The 22,420-nt window shown below is 51.7% G+C and carries 22 protein-coding genes and 1 tRNA gene; 18 read left to right on the top strand and 5 right to left on the bottom strand.

What is annotated here, in order from left to right:
- Positions 1 to 113: 113 nt before the first annotated feature.
- Positions 114 to 1,469 (top strand): L,D-transpeptidase, encoded by a 1,356-nt coding sequence (locus tag F456_RS0101395; RefSeq protein WP_018975212.1) that lies wholly within the window; start codon positions 114 to 116, stop codon positions 1,467 to 1,469.
- A 78-nt stretch (positions 1,470 to 1,547) separates the two neighbouring features.
- Here F456_RS0101395 and F456_RS24515 read toward each other — a convergent pair whose 3' ends face one another.
- Positions 1,548 to 1,685 (bottom strand): hypothetical protein, encoded by a 138-nt coding sequence (locus F456_RS24515; RefSeq protein ID WP_018975211.1) that lies wholly within the window; start codon positions 1,683 to 1,685, stop codon positions 1,548 to 1,550.
- 181 nt (positions 1,686 to 1,866) lie between these two features.
- Here F456_RS24515 and F456_RS0101385 point away from each other — a divergent pair, with 181 nt between their 5' ends.
- From F456_RS0101385 to F456_RS21545, 9 genes are all read left to right on the top strand, one after another.
- The gene (locus F456_RS0101385) at positions 1,867 to 2,958 is read left to right on the top strand and encodes a quinone-dependent dihydroorotate dehydrogenase (RefSeq protein ID WP_026293583.1); all 1,092 of its coding nucleotides are present in this window, start codon (positions 1,867 to 1,869) and stop codon (positions 2,956 to 2,958) included.
- 31 nt (positions 2,959 to 2,989) lie between these two features.
- Complete coding sequence (gene yjbM / locus F456_RS0101380) at positions 2,990 to 3,802, top strand: GTP diphosphokinase (protein ID WP_018975209.1); 813 nt, start codon at positions 2,990 to 2,992, stop codon at positions 3,800 to 3,802.
- Positions 3,792 to 4,298: a DUF309 domain-containing protein gene (locus tag F456_RS0101375; protein ID WP_018975208.1), complete on the top strand. Its 507-nt coding sequence runs from the start codon at positions 3,792 to 3,794 to the stop codon at positions 4,296 to 4,298. The genes yjbM and F456_RS0101375 overlap by 11 nt, the downstream gene beginning before the upstream one ends.
- Before the next feature lie 180 nt (positions 4,299 to 4,478).
- Positions 4,479 to 6,149 (top strand): RsmB/NOP family class I SAM-dependent RNA methyltransferase, encoded by a 1,671-nt coding sequence (locus tag F456_RS0101370; RefSeq protein ID WP_026293582.1) that lies wholly within the window; start codon positions 4,479 to 4,481, stop codon positions 6,147 to 6,149.
- On the top strand, positions 6,146 to 6,907 hold the full coding sequence (locus F456_RS0101365) for a pseudouridine synthase (protein ID WP_018975206.1): 762 nt from the start codon (positions 6,146 to 6,148) through the stop codon (positions 6,905 to 6,907). Before F456_RS0101370 ends, F456_RS0101365 begins: the two co-directional genes overlap by 4 nt.
- A 250-nt stretch (positions 6,908 to 7,157) precedes the next feature.
- Positions 7,158 to 8,300 (top strand): glycosyltransferase family 4 protein, encoded by a 1,143-nt coding sequence (locus tag F456_RS0101360; RefSeq protein ID WP_026293580.1) that lies wholly within the window; start codon positions 7,158 to 7,160, stop codon positions 8,298 to 8,300.
- Between the two features lie 109 nt (positions 8,301 to 8,409).
- Positions 8,410 to 8,982 (top strand): xanthine phosphoribosyltransferase, encoded by a 573-nt coding sequence (locus tag F456_RS0101355; RefSeq protein ID WP_018975204.1) that lies wholly within the window; start codon positions 8,410 to 8,412, stop codon positions 8,980 to 8,982.
- Positions 8,983 to 9,074: 92 nt separating this feature from the next.
- On the top strand, positions 9,075 to 9,404 hold the full coding sequence (locus tag F456_RS0101350; RefSeq protein ID WP_018975203.1) for a hypothetical protein: 330 nt from the start codon (positions 9,075 to 9,077) through the stop codon (positions 9,402 to 9,404).
- A gap of 121 nt (positions 9,405 to 9,525) precedes the next feature.
- The gene (locus F456_RS21545) at positions 9,526 to 9,798 is read left to right on the top strand and encodes a hypothetical protein (RefSeq protein ID WP_018975202.1); all 273 of its coding nucleotides are present in this window, start codon (positions 9,526 to 9,528) and stop codon (positions 9,796 to 9,798) included.
- Positions 9,799 to 10,022: 224 nt separating this feature from the next.
- Here the strand turns inward: F456_RS21545 and F456_RS21540 are convergent, their stop codons facing one another.
- A complete protein-coding gene (locus F456_RS21540) occupies positions 10,023 to 10,514 on the bottom strand; it encodes a YhjD family protein (protein ID WP_018975201.1) in 492 nt (163 codons plus the stop codon).
- 162 nt (positions 10,515 to 10,676) lie between these two features.
- Between F456_RS21540 and F456_RS0101335 the strand changes: the two genes are divergently transcribed.
- The 5 genes from F456_RS0101335 (at position 10,677) to msrA (ending at position 16,757) form a co-directional block, all read left to right on the top strand.
- Positions 10,677 to 10,760: transfer RNA gene (locus F456_RS0101335), tRNA-Leu, on the top strand.
- 152 nt (positions 10,761 to 10,912) lie between these two features.
- On the top strand, positions 10,913 to 13,651 hold the full coding sequence (locus F456_RS23375; protein ID WP_018975200.1) for an ATP-binding protein: 2,739 nt from the start codon (positions 10,913 to 10,915) through the stop codon (positions 13,649 to 13,651).
- A gap of 14 nt (positions 13,652 to 13,665) precedes the next feature.
- The gene (pepV, locus tag F456_RS0101325; RefSeq protein ID WP_018975199.1) at positions 13,666 to 15,072 is read left to right on the top strand and encodes a dipeptidase PepV; all 1,407 of its coding nucleotides are present in this window, start codon (positions 13,666 to 13,668) and stop codon (positions 15,070 to 15,072) included.
- A 43-nt stretch (positions 15,073 to 15,115) separates the two neighbouring features.
- Positions 15,116 to 16,129 carry an asparaginase gene (locus F456_RS0101320; RefSeq protein ID WP_018975198.1) on the top strand — a complete coding sequence of 338 codons (1,014 nt, stop codon included), beginning with the start codon at positions 15,116 to 15,118 and terminating at the stop codon, positions 16,127 to 16,129.
- Between the two features lie 115 nt (positions 16,130 to 16,244).
- The gene (msrA, locus tag F456_RS0101315) at positions 16,245 to 16,757 is read left to right on the top strand and encodes a peptide-methionine (S)-S-oxide reductase MsrA (RefSeq protein WP_026293579.1); all 513 of its coding nucleotides are present in this window, start codon (positions 16,245 to 16,247) and stop codon (positions 16,755 to 16,757) included.
- Positions 16,758 to 16,904: 147 nt separating this feature from the next.
- Here msrA and F456_RS0101310 read toward each other — a convergent pair whose 3' ends face one another.
- Positions 16,905 to 18,407: a PTS transporter subunit EIIC gene (locus tag F456_RS0101310; protein WP_018975196.1), complete on the bottom strand. Its 1,503-nt coding sequence runs from the start codon at positions 18,405 to 18,407 to the stop codon at positions 16,905 to 16,907.
- A 68-nt stretch (positions 18,408 to 18,475) separates the two neighbouring features.
- A complete protein-coding gene (locus tag F456_RS24175; RefSeq protein WP_018975195.1) occupies positions 18,476 to 18,616 on the bottom strand; it encodes a hypothetical protein in 141 nt (46 codons plus the stop codon).
- A gap of 461 nt (positions 18,617 to 19,077) precedes the next feature.
- On the opposite strand from F456_RS24175, the gene F456_RS0101300 reads away from it, so the two are divergent.
- From F456_RS0101300 to F456_RS0101285, 3 genes are all read left to right on the top strand, one after another.
- Positions 19,078 to 19,767, top strand: a complete 690-nt coding sequence (locus F456_RS0101300; protein WP_018975194.1) for a hypothetical protein — start codon at positions 19,078 to 19,080, stop codon at positions 19,765 to 19,767.
- Between the two features lie 206 nt (positions 19,768 to 19,973).
- Positions 19,974 to 20,366, top strand: coding sequence for a GNAT family N-acetyltransferase (locus F456_RS0101295; RefSeq protein WP_018975193.1), 393 nt, complete (start codon positions 19,974 to 19,976; stop codon positions 20,364 to 20,366).
- 219 nt (positions 20,367 to 20,585) lie between these two features.
- The gene (locus F456_RS0101285; RefSeq protein WP_018975191.1) at positions 20,586 to 21,053 is read left to right on the top strand and encodes a GNAT family N-acetyltransferase; all 468 of its coding nucleotides are present in this window, start codon (positions 20,586 to 20,588) and stop codon (positions 21,051 to 21,053) included.
- A gap of 38 nt (positions 21,054 to 21,091) precedes the next feature.
- Here F456_RS0101285 and F456_RS0101280 read toward each other — a convergent pair whose 3' ends face one another.
- Positions 21,092 to 22,279: an MFS transporter gene (locus F456_RS0101280; protein ID WP_018975190.1), complete on the bottom strand. Its 1,188-nt coding sequence runs from the start codon at positions 22,277 to 22,279 to the stop codon at positions 21,092 to 21,094.
- Positions 22,280 to 22,420: the final 141 nt, after the last annotated feature.

The raw sequence follows: 22,420 nt of genomic DNA, 5'->3' as shown, positions 1-22,420 counted from the left end.
TACAGGGCAGACCCGGGGTAAAGCGTCTCTCTCCTGAACATACAGGCGGGAGGCGCTTTTTTTGCGAAGCAGATGTGTGCAGGCGTATTTTTCCGGCAAAGGAGCGAAGGGTGATGACCCGTTTTCCCCATTTGAAGCAGTATGTGCGCGAGCATCCGGACAATAAGATGGCTTGGTATTTGCTTGGCAAAGAGTACGAAGCGGACGGTCAGGAGGGCAAGGCGAATTACTGCTTCAACAAAGCGCAGGGAGTCTATGAGGCTTACGAGCATGCGCACGTACCGGAGGATATTCTGGCCGAATACGAAACAAAACTGCACGAGGCGGCGATAAAAAGACAGCAGCTTGCAAAAAGGCGGCGGAATTGGCTGCTTCTGGCTGTACTGCTGCTTCTGGCCGGCTTTCGTTACGCGGAGGCTCCGGGTATAGAAGCGTCAAGGGTGTCCGCAAAGTCCGATGTACCGCTTGCCGGCGATCCGGTTGTTCCGTCTATCGTTTTTACGGCGGCCGAAAAAGACAAACCTGCATCCATAGGAACCGCAGCGGCAGCTTATTTGCAGGACGGGCGCAGAACCTCGGCTTTCGTGCTGGGTATGGAACGCCGAGGCAAATGGCTGCTCTGGAACAAAGAGCTGCCGGTCATTGCGGAGATCGAGCCTGGAGAAGAGGCTGGAGAGAGCTTGATCCGCAGCTTCGATCCGCTGACGTGCGACTGTGAAGCGGATACTTCAGGTGCACAGCGTAAAGCCGCACGATCTTGGACCAACGAGCAGGAGAGTCTTGCGGCTCTGTCTTCCGCTATCGTCCACTATCGGAAGAACGAGGGAAAGCTGCCTGAGAGTCTGTCGGAACTGAACCGACCGTTCCCGAGCAATGTACTGTCGGGCTCTACGCCGGTCATGGGAAAAGCGTTCAAGACCATGAATGGCGTATTGAAGCGTAAAGCCTACGGACAGGAAGTGCCGTCTCTATCCGAAGGAGGGCGGCCGATCTCCGCGGCCACGCTGGGCGGCAGCCCGTACCTGGCCGATCCGCTGGAAATTATCGTCGACCGAAGCCGACATCGGCTGGCTGTGGTAAGCGGAAATATACTGCTGCGAAACTATGAGGTAGGATTAGGCGGAAGCAGAACACCGACAGGTACCTATGCAATTAGCGATAAAGTAGTTAATCCGAACGGAAAACCGAATGGAGAATTCGGCAGCCGCGGCATGCAGTTGTCGAATACCGACTACGCCATTCATGGAACGGACGAACCGGAAAGTATCGGAGGCGACGAGTCGCTTGGGTGCGTGCGGATGAATAAGGAAGATATCGAAGAGCTGTTCGACCTGGTGCCGGCCGGCACCCAAGTAACGCTGACGGATAATGTGCTGCCAGAGGAAACGCTCATGCCGAAGCAGAGATTTCAATCGGAGCAGCGTCAAGATCAAACGAATAACAAAAAAATATATAAGTGGCTGAATTAATGTGAAAGCCCGGCCTTTGGCGGATAAGCCGAAGGCCGGGCTAAGCCGTGAAGAGGGCTTCAAGAAATTCAGAAACAACTAAAGCTGTGACCATACGATCAGTACACTGACTGCAAGAATGAATAGGGCGATGCTGCCGCCGATCCAGAGAGCGGCCTTGCGATTGACTTGTTCCTTTTTCTGTTGAAGAACGGGTGGTTTGCGTTTTGCGGCCATTTTTATCTTCTCCTTTAATCGATCGGTATGTTTTTATTGTAAAACGCTTTTCGCCGGATTGTAAGGGGGTTCGTTCCGCAGACAGCAATCAAGTGCGAAAACGAAATCCGAAACGCTTTCTTTTTAACCGTGTTCCGGGTAAAATTAAATAGGTGAAAAGAGAAGAATGGGAGTGAACCGCTTGCTGTATGAACGCCTTGCCAAACCGTTGTTATTTCGGGTGGATCCCGAAAAAGCCCATCATCTCGTCATTGACGGTATGCGTCGGGCAGCCGAAACGCCCGGGGGATTGACGCTGCTGAAAAGCCTGTACGGAACCCCAAGAGACGAAGCACTGTCTTTGGAAGTGGCGGGAATGTCCTTTCCTTCGCCAGTCGGACTGGCCGCAGGGCTGGACAAGAATGCCGAGGCGGTACCGGGCTTTTCCTCGGTCGGTTTCGGCTTTATGGAAGTCGGGACAGTCACTCCGGTCAGTCAGCCAGGCAATGAACAGCCACGGTTATTCCGTCTTCCGTCCGATCAGGCACTGATCAATCGTATGGGCTTCAATAATAAGGGTGCCGAAGATATGGCAGGCCGTCTTGCGAGTCTCAAGGAGCGTCCGGTACCGATCGGCGTCAATATCGGCAAGAATAAGATAACTCCCAATGAGGAGGCTCATCTCGATTATGAGCGCTGTATTCGGGTATTGTACCCGTATGCGGACTTCTTCATTGTCAATATCAGTTCGCCGAACACCCCGGATTTGCGGCGGCTGCAGCATGGCGACGAGCTGCGTACGCTTCTGTCTGCGGTAAGGGCTGAATTGAAGCATCAGGCGGGCGAGGGAGCCTCCAAACCGGTATTTGTCAAAATTGCGCCCGATCTGGATGACGGCGAACTTGAAGAAACGGTTGATGCTATTGAATCGAGCGGCGTATCGGGTCTGATTGCGACCAATACAACATTGTCCCGAGAAGGACTCACTCATCGTAACCGCGGTGAAGCTGGTGGACTTAGCGGCCGCCCGTTAACTGGCCGTTCAACCGAGATCGTCCGCCGGGTTTATTCACAGACAGCAGGGCGGCTTCCGATTGTCGGCAGCGGAGGCATTTTTACGCCGGAGGATGCATATGCCAAGATCCGCGCAGGAGCAAGTCTGGTCGAGATCTATACGGCAATGATTTATAAAGGGCCGGAGATCAACCGCCAGCTGCATGCGGGTCTCAAACGGCTGATGCAAACAGACGGGTTCACTCATATTGCCCAAGCGGTCGGCGCCGACCATCGCTGAAAGAGTGAAGGAAGACGAGGAGGCACATAGGATGGATAGTAGAAACTGGGAAAACTTTTTGCTTCCATATGAACAGGCGGTCGAAGAACTGAAAGTCAAGTTCAAAACGATGCGGTCCGAATTGAAAAAGCGCGAGGAGTATGCGCCAATCGAGTTCGTCACGGGACGGGTCAAGCGGATCTCCAGCATTTTGGAGAAAGCCGAACGGCTGGACGTGCCAATGGACAATTTGGAAGAAGGAATCGAAGACATCGCCGGCATCCGCATCATGTGTCAGTTTGTCGAAGACATTCGCCGGGTTGCGGAATATATTCGGTCCAGGAAAGATTTGACGGTCCTGTACGAAAAAGATTACATCACGAATTACAAGGAAAGCGGCTATCGCAGCTTCCATATGATTATTCGTTATCCAATTCAAACGGCGCTGGAGCATAAAGTCGTACTGGCCGAAATTCAGATCAGGACCCTTGCAATGAACTTTTGGGCGACGATCGAGCACTCGCTGAATTACAAATATCGCGGCGGCCTGCCGGGCGATATGAGACTACGTCTGCAGAAGTCGGCACAGGCGGCTTCGGTGCTCGACAGCGAAATGTCGAGCATCCGCGAAGAAATTCTGGCTGCTCAGAAGACATTTGAGGACGACGCAAATATTGTATCGACCATGCTTAAGACCATCAATCGGCTCTATTCGTATCATCTTGTTGCGGAAGCGATCAGCTATCAGGAGCAGTTCAATCAGCTGTTCCTGAATCGCGACTTCGACAGTATGAAGGACATGCTGGCGGAGATCAAAGCCATCATGGCTGCCAAACATGTGGAAGAACCGGAAGATGAACATTGAGCCGAAGCTTGTGGCGTTTCTAGTCTATTTCAATCGAGATCGCGACTACTTCGAGTGCCATGAAGTGCTCGAAGAACTATGGTTGGAACGCGGCCGTGATCCGCTGTATTCCGGGCTGCTGCAGATCGCCGTGGCGCTGTACCATTTTCGCAACGGCAGCGTAACGCATGCTTACAACAAGATCGAGGGAGCCCGCAAAATGATGCGAAGCGCCGTACGCAAACTGTCGGATTATCCGCCCGATGCGCTCGGCATCCGATTGGATCGGCTGACGGAGCATGCCCGTGAATATATGTCGCGTCTGGATCGTTACGAACAGGAACCCTTTGATTTTTATCCGCTGGAAATCGAGATTACGGATCCGAAGCTGAAGCAGCGAGTGGATCGGGCATTCGATGAGATCGAGCCGAACGTACCGCAGCGTACCGGGTACGCCCGCGGTCCCAAAGCCAAGCCGGAAGAAGCGGGAGAAATGCTCGGTGAACAGGAATCGTAAACGCGAATAGACGAATGGCAGACGGAACAGATTGAACCGCAAAAGATTGATATGATATCAGGCCCGCTCCGCCGGGCCGCGGCGAGCAGCCGCGAGGCGGGGCGGGCTGTTTCATGCCTGCAATTCGGCCGGTCTTGGCAGTCGGCTTCGTCAGGCAAAGAAAAACTGGAGGAATTCAACATGAGTATTCAGCTTCCGCCATTGTTCGAGTCGCGTATGCAGCGCTGGCTCGGCGGCGAATATGAAAATTTCATCGCCAGCTATGAGCGATCCCGGTATGCTGGGATCCGTGTCAATACGCTGAAAATCGGACTGGAAGACTTTGCAGCGATCAGCCCGTTCGAGTTAAAGCCGATTCCATGGTGCGAAACGGGCTTCTATGTCGACGAGAACGAACGGCCGGGCAAGCACCCTTACTATCACACCGGCCTTTATTATATTCAGGAACCGAGTGCGATGGAGCCGGTGGAAGCGCTGCGTCCCGAACCTGGCGACCGGGTGCTGGATCTATGTGCCGCTCCGGGCGGGAAGTCGACGCAGATTGCCGCTAAGCTGGGCGGCCGAGGTGTGTTGGTTACCAACGACATCAGCGCAGAACGGACCAAGGCATTGGCCAAAAACATTGAAATGAGCGGAGTGCGCAATGCTGTTGTGCTGAACGAAACGCCGGAGCGAATCGCAGAGAAATTCCCGGCTTACTTCGACAAGATCTTAGTCGACGCTCCCTGCTCCGGTGAAGGAATGTTCCGCAAAGATCCAGACGCAGTTCGTCAATGGGAAAAGCATTCAGTGGAAGTATGCACCGTCATGCAGCGGGATATTCTTGACACGGTAGCCTCGATGCTCGCACCGGGGGGACGTATTGTTTATTCGACATGTACGTTTGCACCGGAAGAGAACGAAGCGATGATTGCGCTGTTCCTGGCGCGCCACCCGGACTTTGTTGTCGGCGAGCTGCCGCACTCGCCGCTGTTTGCTCCGGGCCGGCCGGAGTGGGTGGCCGGCCTTGTGGAGAGCGGCGGCGGGCTGTCGCCGCTGCTGCATGAAGCGGCTGAAGGCGAAGAGCCGCTCCTATCGCGGCCGGAGCCGCTTGCGCAGACGGCGCGGGCGGCGCGCATTTGGCCGCATCTCGCCGAAGGCGAGGGGCATTTCGTGTGCGTGCTGGAGCACACGGGAGAGAGGGCGGCGCGTGATGAAGCCGCCGCCGGCTCCGCACCCGGCCCGGTCATCGGGGCCGGGGAATCCCTGCCCGCCGCGGAAGCCGGCGGGCGGCAGGGCGGCGGCCCGAAAGCAGGGGGCCGCCGGGAAGGCCGCGGTGCCGCATTGCCGCGCCGCGAGGATAAGTCCGCGCGCCAGGCTCGCGGACGGAACAAGGACGCTTACATCCGCGAGGAGGCGTCCGAAGACACCGTGCGCCGTGCATGCCTACAGTTTCTCGCGGCGCACGTAACCGTGCCGATCTACGGCACCCTGCTGATCTCGGGCGACTATGCGTACGCCTGTCCGGTAGAGCCGCATCGGCTGCACGGACTGAAAGTTCGCCGCTCCGGCTTCCAGCTCGGCATGGTCAAATCCGGCGGCCGATTCGTGCCGTCGAATGCTTTGGCCGCTGCACTGCTGCCGAGCGAATCGGCACGGACGCTCGATCTGTCCTCCGCACAGCAGGAGGCGGTCTCGTACTTGAAAGGCGAGACGCTGACACTTGACGCGGAAAGGATTCGATGCGCCGAAGGGACGGACGCCAAAGGCTACGTGCTTGTCTCGATCGACGGATACTCCGCCGGTTGGGGCAAGTGGGCTGCAGGCGTATTGAAGAACGAATATCCGGCAGGATGGAGATGGAACGGATGACCAATGAATCGGGCAAGAAAATCGGCAAGAAACTGCGTTTGGACAAAATACTGTCTCACCTCGGGTTGGCTACACGAAGCGAGAGCAAAAAGCTGGTCAAGCAGGGCCGAATTACGGTTGACGGCACGATTATTAAAGACAGCGGTCTTCAGGTCGATCCGGAAGTTTCGGCAATCGAACTCGACGGTCAGCCGGTTCGATATCGCGAATTCGTCTATCTGATGCTGAATAAACCGCAGGATGTGATTTCCGCAACCGAAGATCGGCACGACCGTACGGTTATCGATCTGCTCGACGCCGAATATCTGGCATTCGAACCGTTCCCGGTCGGACGTCTGGACAAAGATACGGAAGGGCTGCTGCTGCTGACGAACGACGGCAAGCTTGCGCACGAGCTGCTGTCGCCGCGCAAGCACGTTCCGAAGACTTACGAAGCTATCGTATTCGGCGCGGTGGACGAAGCCGACGGCGCAGCGTTCAAGGCCGGCGTGGAACTCGATGACGGCTACAAGACGATGCCGGCAGAACTCGAGATTATACGCCGCTATGAACAGGACGGAGCTCCTCATTCCGACATTCGGTTGACGATTATGGAAGGTAAGTTCCATCAGGTTAAGCGTATGTTCGAAGCGGTCGGCAAAAAGGTCGTATTCCTCAAACGCGTATCGATGGGACCGCTCCCGCTCGATCCCGAACTGTCTCCCGGAGAGTACCGGGAGCTGGATGAGGAAGAACTGAGGTTGCTTCGAGGCGAATAGACCTTCGGAGCCAGCAGCCGTGCGTCTGCCTTTGAAGCAAACAGCCTGGTGCCTAATATCTGGCTTCCTTAACAATTGCCTATCTATCGGTTAAGTAGTTTAAGTGGAAAACTTCTGTCGATTAAGCCGTCCGGGTAAGCTTCCGGGCGGTTTTTATCGTCTTTGCCAGCCAGCTTGCCCTTTACCTACAGCCCCTTGTGGGCTATCATCAGTAGAAAGAACGATTGACGCACGGAAGGGGAGACTGGCTGTGAGATTGCTTCAAGCGTTATTTTTTCCGCCCGAACAGCCGGGGGGTGTATCGTCAATGATTCCTTATCTACAGGAAAAATTTGCATCAGACCGTTGGGAAATGGAACTGTTTTCGCTGCCCAAGCGGATTCGAGGCAAAGGACGTGAAGAAGTCGTATTCGAGACATTCGATTGGACCCAATACGGGGACAGTCCGGTTGTACAGAAATACATGCAGACCTACCGGGATTATTTATGGTGGACCCGCTTAAGGGTGCAGAAACCTTACGATCTGATCCATGCGCATCATCCAATTGCCGCTCTGGCCATGAAGACCGTATTCCCGGATACCCCGGTGCTGCAGACGATTCACTCCAGCTATGAACGGGAGCTGATTCTAAATGGCAGGATCGAGGAAGGGGGAGCGGAACATCGCTTCTTCCTTTCCATCTATCGGGAGTTGGAAGCGAAGACGGATCAGCTGATTACGGTATCCGAAGCGTTCCGCCGATATATGAGCCCGTATATTGACCATCCCGATCGTATCCGCATCATGCCGAACGGCTACGACGAGCGCCGCTTCAAGCCGGTGCCGCATGAGAATGAGATTCCGCAGCTGATGTGTGTCTGCCGCCTCGTTCCGGCCAAAGGCCTGGATGTGCTGCTTAAGGCCTGCTCGCTGCTCAAAGAGAGAAATGTTCCGTATGTGCTGCATTTGATCGGAGACGGTCCTTCACGACAAGAATTGGAAGACATGGCACAGAAGCTCGGGGTTTACGACGATACTATTTTCTACGGATACACGCTTCACCCGGAGGAATTTATGCCGTTTTTCGATATTTTTGTACTCCCGTCTCGTGCCGAGGCTTTCGGATCGGTATTTGCGGAAGCCGCGCTTTGCTGCCTTGCGCTTGTCGGGACAAGCGTAGGCGGCGTGCCGGAACAGATTGAACATGGAGTAAACGGGCTGCTTGTACCTCCCGATGATCCGGCAGCATTGGCGGATGCGCTCGAGCAGGTAATCGGCGATCCTGCATACCGTTATGAGTTGGCCCGTACGGCTTGTGAAAAAGCCAAGTCGCAGTATTCGCTCAATCGCGTAGCGATCGAGTTGAAGCGGCTTTATCTCAGTTATGAAGATCGAAATCGTCGGAGCGTATAAGCGTAGACGAGAAGAATCCCGATCTTCCCAAGCCGTGTTACCTTGAAAAAAGACAATCAAAATGCTATTTTTACGAAAAGCGCGAAAGTGAATCTGGAGGGTTGATCATATGGAAGAATTAAAAGAGCGAATCAAGCGCGAAGGCGTCGTTGCTTCGCAGCAGGTGCTGAAACTGGACGCCATCTTGAATCATCAGGTCGATCCGGCGCTGACGATGGAAATGGGACGCGAATTCGCTGCACGCTTTAAAGCCGACGGTGTGACAAAAGTGGTAACCGTCGAGTCTTCCGGCATTCCGGTTGCTTTTGCCGTAGCGCTTGAACTCGGTGTGCCGATGATCTTTGCCCGCCGAAAAAAGACGCTTCTTGCCGACCCTGATTCTTACGTAGAACGTGTTCCTTCTTTTACAAAAGGAATCGTGACCGATTTAATGCTTCCCAAACGGTTTATTAAAAAGGAAGACAGAGTACTGCTGATCGACGATATTATCGCCAATGGCGACGCCGCTCGCGGACTCGTCAAAATCATTCATTCTTCCGAAGCGACATTGGTCGGTACGGGGATCGTCGTCGAAAAATGCTTCCAATCCGGCGCGCAGAGTCTGCGGGACCAGGGAATTCGTCTGGAATCGCTGGTTCGTATTCAGTCGCTGGGGGAAGACGGGATCGTATTTGCAGATTGAAGAAAGTTAAACCAAGAGCTGTATTTCCCGCTTTACCCCTCCGGCAATGTTACGTATAATATCTTTTAAGTAGGGAGAGGAGGAAGAAGAACATGAGCGATCAAGTAGTAAATGCCGAATTTTTCATCAAAAAAGTCAATGAAGCTAAGGTGCATTTCGAACGTGCTCTAGATTGCAAGCATACGGAATTTGATGACCTTTATCCCTATATGATTGAACACCCTCAGTTTTTCTGGTATAAACGCTATGTCGCATGGTCCGAACTTCTTACACTTGCCGATCTGTGCGAAGAGCTGTCTTTCCCATGGAGAGATGAGTTCACGACGCAGCAGGTCGAATATATCGAACAGCGTGTTATGTCGGCCAAGGTACTCGACTTCTGGTTTGAAAATACGGATTCGAAGGAACACGCCCAGCGCTAACGAACCTTCCGTTCGGGAGATTATACTGTACGGCTTCTTAGACCGGCCCGTTCGCGTTTACGCGCGCGGGCTTTTTTTAATGACGGAATAATGACATCTAAGGGAAAGAAGGAAGAAGATCATGATCAGTGACGAACAGCTTAATGCCTATCGACTGTCAGGGGAAAAAGTTCGGGTCGTACGAGACGGATTGAAAGAAAATGATGTTCGGGGAATTGTGGTAGCTTGGGACGATACACATGTTCTTATCCGGCGGCCTAATCGCAACGTTGTGAAGCTGGACCGGAACTATATCATTCAACCGTCCAAGGAAGAGAGGATTGATCCGACGACCGAAGTTCCTGAGTGGGGAGCGGAGTCGGGGAATAGTGACTCTCTTAAGGAAGAGGATTAATCCGAGAAAGATCTTAATGCAGCGGTTATGACATTTCGAATAAATATGCGAGAAAAGAAGAAGGCCTCTCTATCATCTATTCGTTCAAATAAAGCCCGCCTGGTCCGGAGATTCTGGACCAAGGCGGGCTTTATCGAATGCATATGCAGAAAATTTATATATCATTCCTAACTGCCGATTGCATACTGGGGAAAGGCATGCAACTGGCAGCCGGGAGAGGGGGGTTAGGCAAAAGTGCCGGTAGAATAAGAACGAGAATTCTTCTTGCCGCCGGTTCCGATCGAAGAAGAACGCTGATGATAACCGCGAACAGGCGGAGCTGCTTGGCGACCGGAATCGGTAACGACAGGAGCAACTTGAACACCCATGTAAGCGCGCATTCGTAAATCAGCTTCTCGGTGAAACGGTTCGCTATCGATATGAAGAGTACCGTGAAGACCGCGGCAGAGATAATCGGTATCTACACCATTTTCGCCGTGATTCACTTCACAGATCCGAATGTTGCGTTTCTTAAATTCACGCCGGATACCCGATAAAAGTACGGCGGCGCAGCTTGAAGCGCTTCGGATCATTTCAGTATATAAAGGTGAAGTTTGCATCGGCGCGTCGGACTCCAGTCGCTTAGCGTCGGTATCAAATACTTTAAGGATATGCGTTAGAAGTAAGTAACTTTTAATTAACGAAAGTTCGTCTCGGGTCGTCTGTACAGCGGTCATGCTCTTCACCACCTCATAGGAACTTGTGTTCTGTTCTTATTATAAACGAACACATGTACGCTTGCAAGCGTAAAGAGACTTTTTATAAAAAAATATTGACGAGTTTTATGGTGGCGTGATATGATCTATCTTGTCGCTGTAATAAATGGCGATTGTAAATGAGCGGTCGTGGCGGAATTGGCAGACGCGCACGGTTCAGGTCCGTGTGGGCTAACCCCCGTGGAGGTTCGAGTCCTCTCGACCGCATCTGTAAGGAAAGACCCGTATTGGCGCTTCGGCACCCGTTACGGGTCTTTTTTTGTGTTTTGACGTAAAGAATGAAAATTCGCCATCTTACGTTTGCCTGTTTGTCGTATAATGAAGAAAGTTAAAATTCAAGTCAAGTCTTGGAGGGCACAATGAGCGAGCACATCATGGAATTGAATCAGTTGGTCAGTGTGTCCGCCGGAGGACATATTTTATACCTGTATGACAATGCGGATGTCTATGTGGATAATGTATCCGCTTATTTGATTTCAGGTGTGCAGAGCGGAGATCTGGTCATTTTGATCGAACGCAGTGAGTGGATCGAGCAGATTCGCAGCCATGCGCTTCAGACGTTGAGTAAGGAAGAAATCGAACGAATCGTGTACGTGGAAGCGGAGCAATTTTACAGTGTTCACGAGAGCTTTCAGTATGAAAAAATCGTCGAGCATTTCGAGGCATTGACCGAGCCCTATCGAAATTGTTCGCACAGGATCAGAACTTGGGCTCACGTTACTTGGAAAAGCGAAGAAGGCGTCGAAAAAGAGTTGGAAAAATTCAAAGAGTTGGCTTCTCGGACTGTAGAAGATTTTCGGATGCTTTCGGTATGCGCTTATGAGGGCCGTTCGATCAGTGCGTCGCTCCAAATCAAAATGCTGCGTGTGTACGACTATGTTATGACCGACGATCAAATCAGCAGTACGGGCCTAACGGGTCAAAGCAGGGGAGCCGTGTTTCCATCGCTGTCGGAACAGCGGAAAATGGACGAGTGGAGTTCCAATCTTCGACTGGAGCTCGAAGCGGCGGCACGGCATTTGGAAAGTATTATCGCCAATCAGCTCGATCCGGTCGTCCTTTTTGACGAAGAGGGAAGGGTTGTACGGCTTAATGCGGCTTTCGAACGGGTTTTTGGCTGGCTAACGGATGAGCTGGTTGGTATAGGCGAGGAAGAGCTCAAAGTACGAATCGGACTGAATGATGTTCAGGGGCACCCTGTTTCACAGTACGAACAGATTCCGACACCCGACTCTGGTAAGTTGGGAGAGAGTATTAAAAGCTTCGAGGCGGCGGCCCGTACACGCGGCGGAGATCCGCTCGATCTGCTGCTGACCGGATTTGCACTCGGAAATGAAGACCGTCCGGCAGGCTACGCGGTCATCTACCGTGATATTACCGATTTCCGAAATTCGGAGAGAAGACTTCAAGAGTCGGTGGAACGATATACGTCGCTCAAGAAGCATAATCACGACGCAGTGTTTTCTATCGATCGGGACTGGCGCGTCATCAATACCAATCCTGCGGCTCAGAATCTGACCGGTCTGACAACCGATAAGATGATCGGCCGCCGTTTTACCGATTGGGTAGCGGAAGGTGATATGCAGGATATTGTTTCTACGGCCAATGGCGAAGAAGAAAGTGCTTCCTCGTCTCTCCTGATTCGTCATATTGACGGCCGGGAAGTTGAGGTGTTGACTTCTACAGCTCCAATTATGATCGGAGGAGAGAATGTAGGCTGCTACATTCTGGCCAAAGATATTACCGAGCATAAGCGGCTGCTGATCGAAAAGCAGGCAGCAGAGGAACGAAATCGGGCTAAAAGTGAATTTCTGGCAGTGATGAGTCATGAAATCCGTACGCCAATGAACGGGGTCATTACGCTGACACAGCTGCTTTTGGAAACGGAAGGGCTGAGTGACGAGCAGCGCGAATATGTAGAAGTCATCCAACGAAGTGGAAATTCTCTGCTGGATATTATCAATGACATTCTGGATTTCTCCAAGATTGAAGCGGGGAAAGTCGAGCTGCAGGTAGAGCCAATGAATTTGCGTGAAGATGTAGCACGTTCTTTTGATATTTTGCTGGCGGATTCGCGTTCGAAAAAACTGGAGCTGGGTTTGTCTGTAGCTCCGCACGTTCCTGATATTGTAATAGCCGATTCGAATAAGCTGCGTCAAATACTCGTGAATCTAGTGGGTAATGCGATCAAATACACGGAAAAAGGCGGCGTATTCGTCTCGATCACCAGCGAAGACGGAGCGTCCGAAGGGCATATTCGCTTGGCGTTTCGGATCCAAGACACCGGTCTGGGAATTCCTGAGGAACAAACTGCACATTTATTCGATCCATTTTATCAGTTGGATAATTTTATGACGCGCAAGTCTCAAGGAAGCGGATTGGGACTTGCAATTACCAAAAAGCTGATCGAACTCATGAACGGAACGATTCAAGTCGAATCCAAGCCTGGAAAAGGTTCCGTATTCCGATTCTTAATCGAAGTGCAGCTTCCGGAGTTTACGAAGAAGAACGGCGAGAAAGAGGAGTATACTCAGCGGCCGATCGAAATTCCGGTTTTACCGCCAGTCTTGCCGACGATCGAAACTTCGGGCTTATCGACGATCGAGACTCCGGCGACGTCCGGAACTTTGGTTACACCGTCAACTCCAATTTCCGTTCCGCTGCGAATTTTGATTGCCGAAGACAATAAGGTCAATCAGCTTGTCATGGAGCGTCTGCTTCGAAAGCTGGGCTACATAGGCGATCTGGCCGAGGACGGGTTAGAGGCGCTGAAGGTTGCTGCCGAATCCCGCTATGATGTCATTCTCATGGATGTCAGAATGCCGAAAATGGATGGATTTGAGGCAACACGCCGGATCAGGGAACAGCCGCAAACATACGGTCATCCTTATATCATCGCGGTTACCGCTAATGCAATGCGAGGTGACCGCGAACGCTGTCTGGAAGCCGGAATGGACGAATACATGAACAAACCTATTGATGTGAAGAGGCTGGAGAAGCTGCTCTCGAACACGGAGAAGTGTATTCGGCATTTTGCGAAAAATAATGGTAAGATAAAAGGCGAATCGCAAAGCCCGATAGAGGGAAAGGATCAATAAGGAGGCAGGGATAGATGATCGATTGGCAAAAAGAAGCGGAATCGCGGCGTGAGGATTTGCTGCAAGACTTGAATGGCCTGCTTCGTATCCAGAGCGTCAAAGACCCGGTTACCGCATCCAAAGGACGTCCAATGGGACTTGCAATCAGCGAGGCTCTCGACTATATGCTGGAGCTTTCGGAGAATATGGGGCTGAACGTCGAAAACGTGGACGGTTATGCTGGCTACGCTCAGTACGGTACTCATGACCCGGTGACGACGGTCGGCATTTTGGGACATCTTGATGTGGTTCCCGCAACAGGAAACTGGATGAGTCCGCCTTTTGAACCGACAATCCGCGAAGGCCGCTTGTACGCTCGGGGAGCGATCGACGATAAAGGTCCGACAATTGCCGCCCTATACGGACTGAAGATTGTGATGGATCTGGGGCTTCCACTCACTAAGAATGTCCGGATGATCTTCGGTACGGACGAAGAAAGCGGAATGAGCTGCATGCAGTATTATGCGGAGAAGGAAGGCATGCCGACGGTCGGATTCGCGCCAGACGCGGAATTCCCGATGATCTATGCGGAAAAAGGCCAATTCAATCCGACTCTGGTTCCGAAGCGCGCTCCAGTAGAAACCAAATCGCTTCTGAAACTGGAGTCGTTCGAATCCGGCCTGCGGATCAATATGGTGCCGGAACGTGCACATGCGGTAGTCAGCGGCGATATCCGTCCGCTGGTCGAAGAATTTGAAGATTTCTGCCGCAAGCACCGTGTTAAAGGAGAAGCCGAAATCAATGCGGGAGAAGCGATGTTTACCCTGATCGGTGTGTCGGCTCACGGTTCGGAACCTTCGCAGGGCGTCAATGCCGGCACAATGTTGGCTCTGTTCCTGGAGGATGCTTCTCTGCAGCCGGAAGGCAAATCTTTCGTTAAGCTGTTGAACGCCATGCATGAGGATTTTCATGGCGAAAATTTAGGCATTGCCTGCAGTGATGATGTGACGGGAGCGTTGACGGTCAATCCCGGTATTATGCGTTTTGGAATGGGAGAAGAGGAGACGCTGATCCAATTCACGGCCCGCTGTCCGGTAAATGCAGATTACGGTTGGATCAAAGCTCAGCTTGAAGAGTCGGTAGACGGTTTCGATTTCCGGATTTCGGATGTGCGGGAAACAAGTTCGCATTATGTGGCAAAAGATGAGCCGGTGATCAAGGCGCTGCAGACCGCCTATCAGGAAGTGACGGGCGATGAACCTACCCTGCTGACTACAGGTGGAGCAACTTATGCTAAATTCATGGCAAAAGGCGTTGCATTCGGAGCCTGCTTCCCAGGCAAAGAAATGACAGCTCATCAAGCGAATGAATATATCGAAATCGATGATTTGCTCAAGGCGACTGCCATCTATGCACGGGCAATCTACGAACTGGCCAAATAAGATGAAGCACGCCATATTATATACAGAAAGAAGAGATTAACCGATGTCTCAGGATGTACAAGTTACCCGTGGCCACTATGTAGAAAGCAGTCATAAAATTCACGCGGCAGTCGTGGACCATGCCGGTCGTTTGCTGTACAGCGTAGGGGATCCCAATCGTCTTACTTTTCCCCGTTCGTCGATGAAACCTTTCCAAACAGTACCTTTGATTGAGTCCGGTGCCGCCGACGCTTATGGCTACGGCGATGCCGAGATTTCCCTAAGCTGCGCGTCGCACAGCGGAGAGCCGATTCATCGGACAACGGTATTGGATGTTCTATCCCGTGCGAATTTGTCTGAAGATGCCCTACAGTGCGGGACTCATATTCCGCGCGACGGCAAGAGCTACCGGGAACTGATCCGCGAAGGTCGCGAGCTGACACCCGTGTTCAGCAACTGTTCCGGCAAGCATTCGGGGATGCTGCTGACAGCAGTGCATCTGCATGAGGATACGGAAACGTATCGAGAAATCGAACATCCACATCAGCAGCGCATTTTATCGGTTATTTCCGATATATGCGATATTTCGCCGGAAGAGATCGGCATCGGCGTGGACGGGTGCGGAGTACCGGTGCACAGGCTTCCGCTGCTGAACGCGGCACTAGGCTTTGCCCGTCTGGCCAAGCCGGAAGGCACGGTATCTTCAGAGCGAGCGGAAGCGCTGAATCGTATACGTACGGGCATGACGAACCGTCCGGAAATGGTAGCGGGCAGGAAGCGCTTTGACACGGATTTGATGAGCGTTTTCGGCAGCAATCTGGTCTCAAAAGTCGGTGCCGAAGGCATACAATGCATCGGTGTAGCCGACCGGGGAATCGGGATTGCGATTAAGGTAGAAGACGGCAGCGAACGCGCAACCTCCGTTGCGGCCATGGAAATCTTGAAGCAGCTTGGCATCGGAACGGCAGAACAGTTCTCGGAACTGGCAGATTATGTACATGCGCCGGTATTGAACGCTCGTCAAGAGCGGATCGGCGAGATCAGACCGAACTTTGAGCTCCAGGCTTCTGCGGAGTAAACGATCGGATGCGGCATATCGTGCTGTGATTCGGGAATCATTGAACAAGTAGAGGAGCGGAACACCCATGACTCAGGAACAACAAGGCTTTGCGCAAAATGCAGGCGAAAACAAGATCGAAAAAGCGACGTTTGCCGGCGGATGCTTCTGGTGCATGGTAACGCCTTTTGAAGAACTGCCGGGAATCCATGGAATCGTATCGGGGTATATGGGCGGTACAGTGGAGAACCCAACATACGAGCAGGTCAAGACGGGTACAACAGGACATTACGAAGTCGTGCAGATTACGTTCGAACCGGATGTTTTTCCGTATGAGCGGCTGCTTGAACTGTACTGGCCGCAGACAGACCCGACAGATGGCGAAGGTCAGTTCCAAGATCGCGGAAGTCAGTATAAGCCGGCTATCTTCTTCCATAACGAAGAGCAGCAGCAGGCGGCGCTTGCATCCCGTCAGGAGTTGGAGAACAGCGGACGCTTCGACAAGCCGATCGTAACGGAAATTATTCCGGCACAGGAATTCTATGAAGCCGAAGATTACCACCAGGATTATCATAAGAAAAATCCGAAGCACTATAAGGAAGACCGGCAGCAGTCGGGACGCGACGAGTTTATTGAGTCCAACTGGTAACGGAAGCAGGAGATCAAGAGCGGAATGATCAAGCATTTTGAAATAGCATAATGAAATAAGCGTAATGAAATAAGCATATAGAAAGGGCGGACCCACTGGGCCCGCCCTTTCTATATGCTTCCGTTTACTTCCGTGACTTCGAAAAAATTACAGCATTTTTTCGATCTCGTTCTTGATCCGCTCGGACTGCGTGCCGAACACAATCTGAACCGCACCCTGACCAAGCCTCATCACGCCAGAAGCACCAAGTCTTTTGAGTGCTGCGTCGTCCACCGCTTTGTCGTCGCCGACGACCAGCCGCAGCCGGGTAACGCAGGCATCGATATCGACAATATTGGCAGCACCGCCGACATGCTCCAGAATCTGGGCAGAACGGCTCGACGAATCCGAACTTGTCTTTTGAACGTTAGCAGTGGCGTTTCCGGCAAGAACATTTCCGGCAGCAGCGTTTCCGCCGGATACTTCGCCGACTGCTTCAAAATCATCTTCGCGTCCCGGCGTTTGCAGATTGAATTTTTGAATAATGAAGCGGAACAGGACATAATAGACCGCAAAAAAGACCAGTCCTACCGGAAGCAGAAGCCACGCATTATTCGACAGTTTCATATTAACGAGATAATCGATCAACCCTGCGGAAAATCCAAAACCCAGACGAACGTCCAGAACATACATAATCAGTCCTGAAAGACCGGTCAGTACAGCATGTACGACATATAGTACAGGCGCGACGAACATGAATGAAAATTCGAGAGGTTCAGTGATGCCGGTAAGGAAAGAGGCGACCGCTGCGCTGATAAAGATCGAAGCAACTGCTTTGCGATTTTTCGGTTTTGCCGTATGAATGAACGCAAGTGCTGCGCCTGGAAGAGCAAACATCATAATTGGGAAGAATCCGGTCATAAACATGCCTGCCGTCGGATCTCCGGCGAAGAACCGTGTCAGATCGCCGTGTACAACTTCGCCAGCGGCGTTCGTAAAGTCCCCGATCTGAAACCAGGCGATCGAATTGAGAACATGGTGCAGGCCGATCGGAACGAGCAGCCGATTGGCTGTGCCAAATGCGAAGGCGCCGAATTCGCCAAGGCCCACGACCCAGTTGCCGAATACGCTGATCACGTCTTGAACCGGACTCCAGATCATTCCGATCAGAACGGACAGCACAATGGTGGAAGCGGCCGTAATAATCGGCACAAAGCGTTTGCCAGCGAAGAAACCGAGCCATTCCGGCATCTTAACATTATGATATCGCTTGTAGAGGAAAGCGGCCCAACCGCCAGCAAAGATGCCGCCCAGTACGCCCATATTCAGCACAACATCGTCCCCGATAAAAGGCATTTGCCCAGGCAGCGCTTCGAGAATACTGCTGAGGATCAGGTACGCAATCAAAGCGGATAAGGCGGCAACGGCATCACCCGCGAATCCGATCGCTACGCCAATAGCAAAGATCAGCGGCAGGCTGCCGAATATAGTACCTGCGCCTACGTTTAGAAACGGAGCGACATATTGATTTAGAAAGCCTCCGATTGTGCTGCCGAGCGGAATATCTTTTTCGTAATCGAGAAGACCAAGTCCCTGCAGAATAGCCGCTGCAGGAAGCGTGGCGACCGGAAGCATCAACGACCGGCCAAGCTTTTGCAAAAATCCTAACATAGTGATCACCCTTCATATGTAAAATGGTTGAAGCCGTTAAGAAGTTGGAACCTATTTGGAAGCGCTTATCAATCGATGCAGATGATAGCCAGAAATCCGATCCTTTTGCTAATCACGATGAATTCTTCGCTGCTTTGTTCTCCCTGGGCCATGACGACGCTGCTGCCGATTACCCGCTGCACACAAAAATCTTCTGTCGTTTTCGTCATGCTGCTTGCTCCTTTCCAAGTCCGAGCTGCAAAAAGCAAAAAAGGCCAAGAAACTTCCCTTCATGAGTGAGAAGTTCTTGGCTCATGCCCTTGCGGTAACACGCCGATTGGTTTATTCAAATGTGAAAAAGAGGTTTATTGCATTTATAATAAAAGGAACAGGCGGAGGTCGTCAATTACTTTATGAAAAAAATTATCACAATAACAAGAGGAAGTATGAAAATTTATTTGTTTGAATAAAAGAATCTGATTGAATATATCGTCTGAATGGGAATAACTTCGCATTCATCATAAAGCACTTACGAAAAGAAATAGGAAAGAGCGGGCTTACCGTGTTGTACAATAGCGGATAAGATAGAGGTATAAAGGGATTTTATAAATGCGGCTCTTCCGGAGCCGGAATCGAAGAGATGGGAATGCCAAGAGCCTTCACTTCATTTTACATACAAAGGGGAATTCATATGCTGATTCCGGATAACGGACAAACAATGGAGCGGCTGAAAGGTTTTATCTGCAAATGGGCGGGTCCCGCCAAGCCGGAATACGGAATCCGGCAGGAAGATATTCCGGGCGATCTTCCCGCCGTGCTGAAGGACTTCTATGCTTTTGCGGGCAGATGGCCGAATCCTTCATTCGCTTCAAGCGATTATCCGACCGAATTTCGTCCGAAATTGTTCGGAGCGCAGGATCTTTTATTGGAACCGGAGGGACAGAAACGGGATAACGGACGAGCGGCTTTTCTACTGGAAAATCAAGGGAGCTGGACCTGCCAGGTCGATGTCGGTCGTGACGATTCTCCAGTCTATAGCGACGCTGCGCGTTTATGGGACGACCGTTTGGAAGGCAGCGAAGTTGTCTGTTCGTCGCTACCACATTTTTTGACCACGTTTTGTCTGCAAGAACTGGTATTCGGAAGCCGTCATTTTGGGAAACTGGATGGGGGGCTTGATCCGGCCGCTTTTCGAGATACACTGCATCCGATTTGGTTGGACGGTTATTATGTCTTCAAAGAGCCTTCCCATTCCTTCTATCTGTGCGGCGACAATTTGCTGATTATGGATTATTATTCGGATGTATGGTATGGAAGTCTTCATGAAAGCGCGCTGTCATTGATTGCCGATCCAGGTATGGTCAAGCCAATTGAACCTTAATCGTTAATTATATGATCGGCAGACTATAATCATCGAATGCCGGCCCGGAGCGTACAATACGGCGCCCGGGCTTTTTGCTATAAATTTGTATCGGCTGTGAGTGAAACGACTTAGGAAATATATAGGAAGGTCTCGACTTTAGAGGGAATTTCGGGCATAGTCAAGACAATCGGGAACGACTTTACCGACAAGGAGGCCTCGGACGCATGGTGGTCATCAAGCTGCACACGGAAAAACCGGTTTCTCCGCTTCAATTGCTCAAGCTCTATCAGGATGCTGATTGGTGGCCAAATCGGACCAAAGACGGTATTCGCAAGCTGCTTGCACACGGGGTGGTAGTAGGTGCCTGGGAAGACAAAAGATTGGTCGGCTTCTGCCGGGCGGTGTCGGACGGCGTATATCGAGCTTATGTCGAAGATGTCGTTGTATTAGAGACGTACCGCGGACAGGGAATCGGCCGCCAGATGATGGACAAAATGATGAAGGAATTAAGCGAGATTGAAGTTGTCAGCCTGTTCTGTTCATCGAAGCTGACCGAATATTATCAAGAAAACGGATTTCAGGCGACCCGTCAGGTCGTTATGCATCGAAACAAATGATGGTTCGATTATAGACTGGAGCAGTTCGCATCTTACATATCCAATGTAGACGGTTTGCGATGCGGAGATTGAGTGTCGGATGATTCTGGCTGCTGCTGCGCGTCTGATTGAGCTCATTCCAGATGTTGAAAAGGAAAAGCTGCTCCGGTTGATTAGAAGGCGCTTGTCTACATTGAACGAACTTTACCGAAAATACGAAGAGGTAAGGAGAAATGAAAAATGACCGAGATCTACAACGGGATAAGCGTTCGATCGGCATCGCTGCCGGATTTGGAGCGGTTGGTGCCGCTGTTCGATGCATACCGAGTGTTTTACCGACAGCCTTCGGATCCTGAAGGAGCCGCTCGATTCCTATCGGAACGGCTGGGACAGCTTCAATCCGTCGTTCTGTTGGCTGAAGAGCCGGAGTCGGGAGAAGCCGCTGGATTTACGCAGCTGTACCCGACCTTTTCCTCGGTATCCATGAAGCGATCATGGATTCTGAACGATCTGTACGTTAGCGAAAGCTTCCGCGGCCGGAGAGTCGGAGGAATGCTGCTGGATGCGGCCAGACAGCATGCGGAGCTCACTGGAGCAAAAGGCATTGCCCTATCGACGGCTCCGGAAAATGTCACTGCGCAAAAGCTGTACGAAGGTCGGGGATACCGACGGGACGACGAATATTTGAATTACTTTTTAACACTTTAGAATTGGCATTCGCTAACGATGCTGGAGAGAACGCTTTCCTACAGAGAGCGTTCTTTTTGCGTCCAGATCCAGAACAGCAGAGCGAGCGAGCTGACGAACGCACCAAGCAGAGCGACTCCGTTCCAGCCGTATGCGGCATGTATGCGCGTAGACAGAAAAGCGCCCAGTGCACTGCCGAATGAATAAAAGATCATATAGACGCCGGTTAATCGTCCGCGCGCTGCAGGCAGTGCGGCGAACAGCAGACTTTGATTAGTCACATGAACCGCTTGAACCGCGAAGTCAAGCAGCAGAATACCCACAACCAGCAGCGCAAGCGAATAGTGGAGCATGCCTATTGGAAGCCAGGAAACAAGCAGCAGAACTAAAGCAGTTCTAGTCATAGGCTTTCCTAATCCGCGATCGGCCAAACGTCCGGCGCCTACGGCACCTAAAGCTCCGGCGGCTCCCGCTAATCCAAAGAGGCCAATCACTGTAGGAGACAAAGAAAGCGGAGGTTCGCCGAGCTCAAGGGCCAGCGGCGTCCATAGTATTCCGAAGGCAGTGAAAATAAAAAGAGCAAGTGCTGCGCGAATGCGCAGAAGACGTTCTGTCACAAACAAGCGCAGTAAAGACTTGAGCATTTGTCCATAGGCAATAGGTGGTTTATGAGCAGTATCGCGAGGCAGCACAGACAATAGAGAGAGCGTAACGGCAAATGTCAGGGCTGAAGAAACCAGGTAGACGGCACGCCAACCGGCAAGATCGCTGACAATGCCAGCAAATGTGCGGGCCAAAAGTATCCCAATCACAACGCCGCTGGTCACTATGCCTACAACCTGTCCGCGCTGCGTTTCTGGAGCAAGTGCCGAAGCAAAGTTGACCAGCACTTGGGTAACGACGGCCATCAAGCCGACAGCAGCAAGAGCGGCGAGCAGTACGGCGTAACTCTTGGCGAATCCGACTGCAAGAAGAGCGGCGGCAATCGACAGCAGTTGTGTGGAGATCATGCGGCGTCGGCTCAAGAAATCACCAAGCGGTACGATGAGCAGCAGACCTATTGCATAGAAAAGTTGAACAACGGCAATGATCGTTCCGACAACGGAATAGGAAATGGAAAATTCTTTTGCCAACTGCCCCAACAGCGGCTGGGTATAGTAGATGTTAGCAACGGCCAAGCCGCAGGCAAAAGCGAAAAGCAGCGATACATGCAGAGACCAAGACTTGGATGAAGGCAGTGGACTCATAAAAAATCCTCCTAAATTTCATTTTGTACCGATCGGTATGTAATGTGCGCCTGCTCAATATAACGGCTCCTTTTGCCTCTTGTCAATCTTTTGCTAATCAAAAAGAAGTCAATTATACTGGTCGGTATAATAAGAAAATAT

The organism is Saccharibacillus kuerlensis DSM 22868 (genome assembly GCF_000378145.1).
GTDB lineage: Bacteria > Bacillota > Bacilli > Paenibacillales > Paenibacillaceae > Saccharibacillus > Saccharibacillus kuerlensis.
This window is presented reverse-complemented; position numbering and strand designations above follow the sequence as displayed.

What these genes read in the sequence shown, in the direction of transcription:
- F456_RS0101350 (WP_018975203.1), top strand. Translation starts at nt 9,075, where the DNA reads ATGAGCGATCAAGTAGTAAATGCCGAATTTTTCATCAAAAAAGTCAAT.
- pepV (WP_018975199.1), top strand. Translation starts at nt 13,666, where the DNA reads ATGATCGATTGGCAAAAAGAAGCGGAATCGCGGCGTGAGGATTTGCTG.
- F456_RS0101285 (WP_018975191.1), top strand. Translation starts at nt 20,586, where the DNA reads ATGACCGAGATCTACAACGGGATAAGCGTTCGATCGGCATCGCTGCCG.
- F456_RS21545 (WP_018975202.1), top strand. Translation starts at nt 9,526, where the DNA reads ATGATCAGTGACGAACAGCTTAATGCCTATCGACTGTCAGGGGAAAAA.
- F456_RS0101370 (WP_026293582.1), top strand. Translation starts at nt 4,479, where the DNA reads ATGAGTATTCAGCTTCCGCCATTGTTCGAGTCGCGTATGCAGCGCTGG.
- F456_RS0101395 (WP_018975212.1), top strand. Translation starts at nt 114, where the DNA reads ATGACCCGTTTTCCCCATTTGAAGCAGTATGTGCGCGAGCATCCGGAC.
- F456_RS23375 (WP_018975200.1), top strand. Translation starts at nt 10,913, where the DNA reads ATGAGCGAGCACATCATGGAATTGAATCAGTTGGTCAGTGTGTCCGCC.
- F456_RS0101280 (WP_018975190.1), bottom strand. Translation starts at nt 22,279, where the DNA reads ATGAGTCCACTGCCTTCATCCAAGTCTTGGTCTCTGCATGTATCGCTG.
- F456_RS0101300 (WP_018975194.1), top strand. Translation starts at nt 19,078, where the DNA reads ATGCTGATTCCGGATAACGGACAAACAATGGAGCGGCTGAAAGGTTTT.
- F456_RS24515 (WP_018975211.1), bottom strand. Translation starts at nt 1,685, where the DNA reads ATGGCCGCAAAACGCAAACCACCCGTTCTTCAACAGAAAAAGGAACAA.
- F456_RS0101310 (WP_018975196.1), bottom strand. Translation starts at nt 18,407, where the DNA reads ATGTTAGGATTTTTGCAAAAGCTTGGCCGGTCGTTGATGCTTCCGGTC.
- yjbM (WP_018975209.1), top strand. Translation starts at nt 2,990, where the DNA reads ATGGATAGTAGAAACTGGGAAAACTTTTTGCTTCCATATGAACAGGCG.
- F456_RS24175 (WP_018975195.1), bottom strand. Translation starts at nt 18,616, where the DNA reads ATGACGAAAACGACAGAAGATTTTTGTGTGCAGCGGGTAATCGGCAGC.
- F456_RS0101320 (WP_018975198.1), top strand. Translation starts at nt 15,116, where the DNA reads ATGTCTCAGGATGTACAAGTTACCCGTGGCCACTATGTAGAAAGCAGT.
- F456_RS0101375 (WP_018975208.1), top strand. Translation starts at nt 3,792, where the DNA reads ATGAACATTGAGCCGAAGCTTGTGGCGTTTCTAGTCTATTTCAATCGA.
- F456_RS0101365 (WP_018975206.1), top strand. Translation starts at nt 6,146, where the DNA reads ATGACCAATGAATCGGGCAAGAAAATCGGCAAGAAACTGCGTTTGGAC.
- F456_RS21540 (WP_018975201.1), bottom strand. Translation starts at nt 10,514, where the DNA reads ATGACCGCTGTACAGACGACCCGAGACGAACTTTCGTTAATTAAAAGT.
- F456_RS0101355 (WP_018975204.1), top strand. Translation starts at nt 8,410, where the DNA reads ATGGAAGAATTAAAAGAGCGAATCAAGCGCGAAGGCGTCGTTGCTTCG.
- F456_RS0101295 (WP_018975193.1), top strand. Translation starts at nt 19,974, where the DNA reads ATGGTGGTCATCAAGCTGCACACGGAAAAACCGGTTTCTCCGCTTCAA.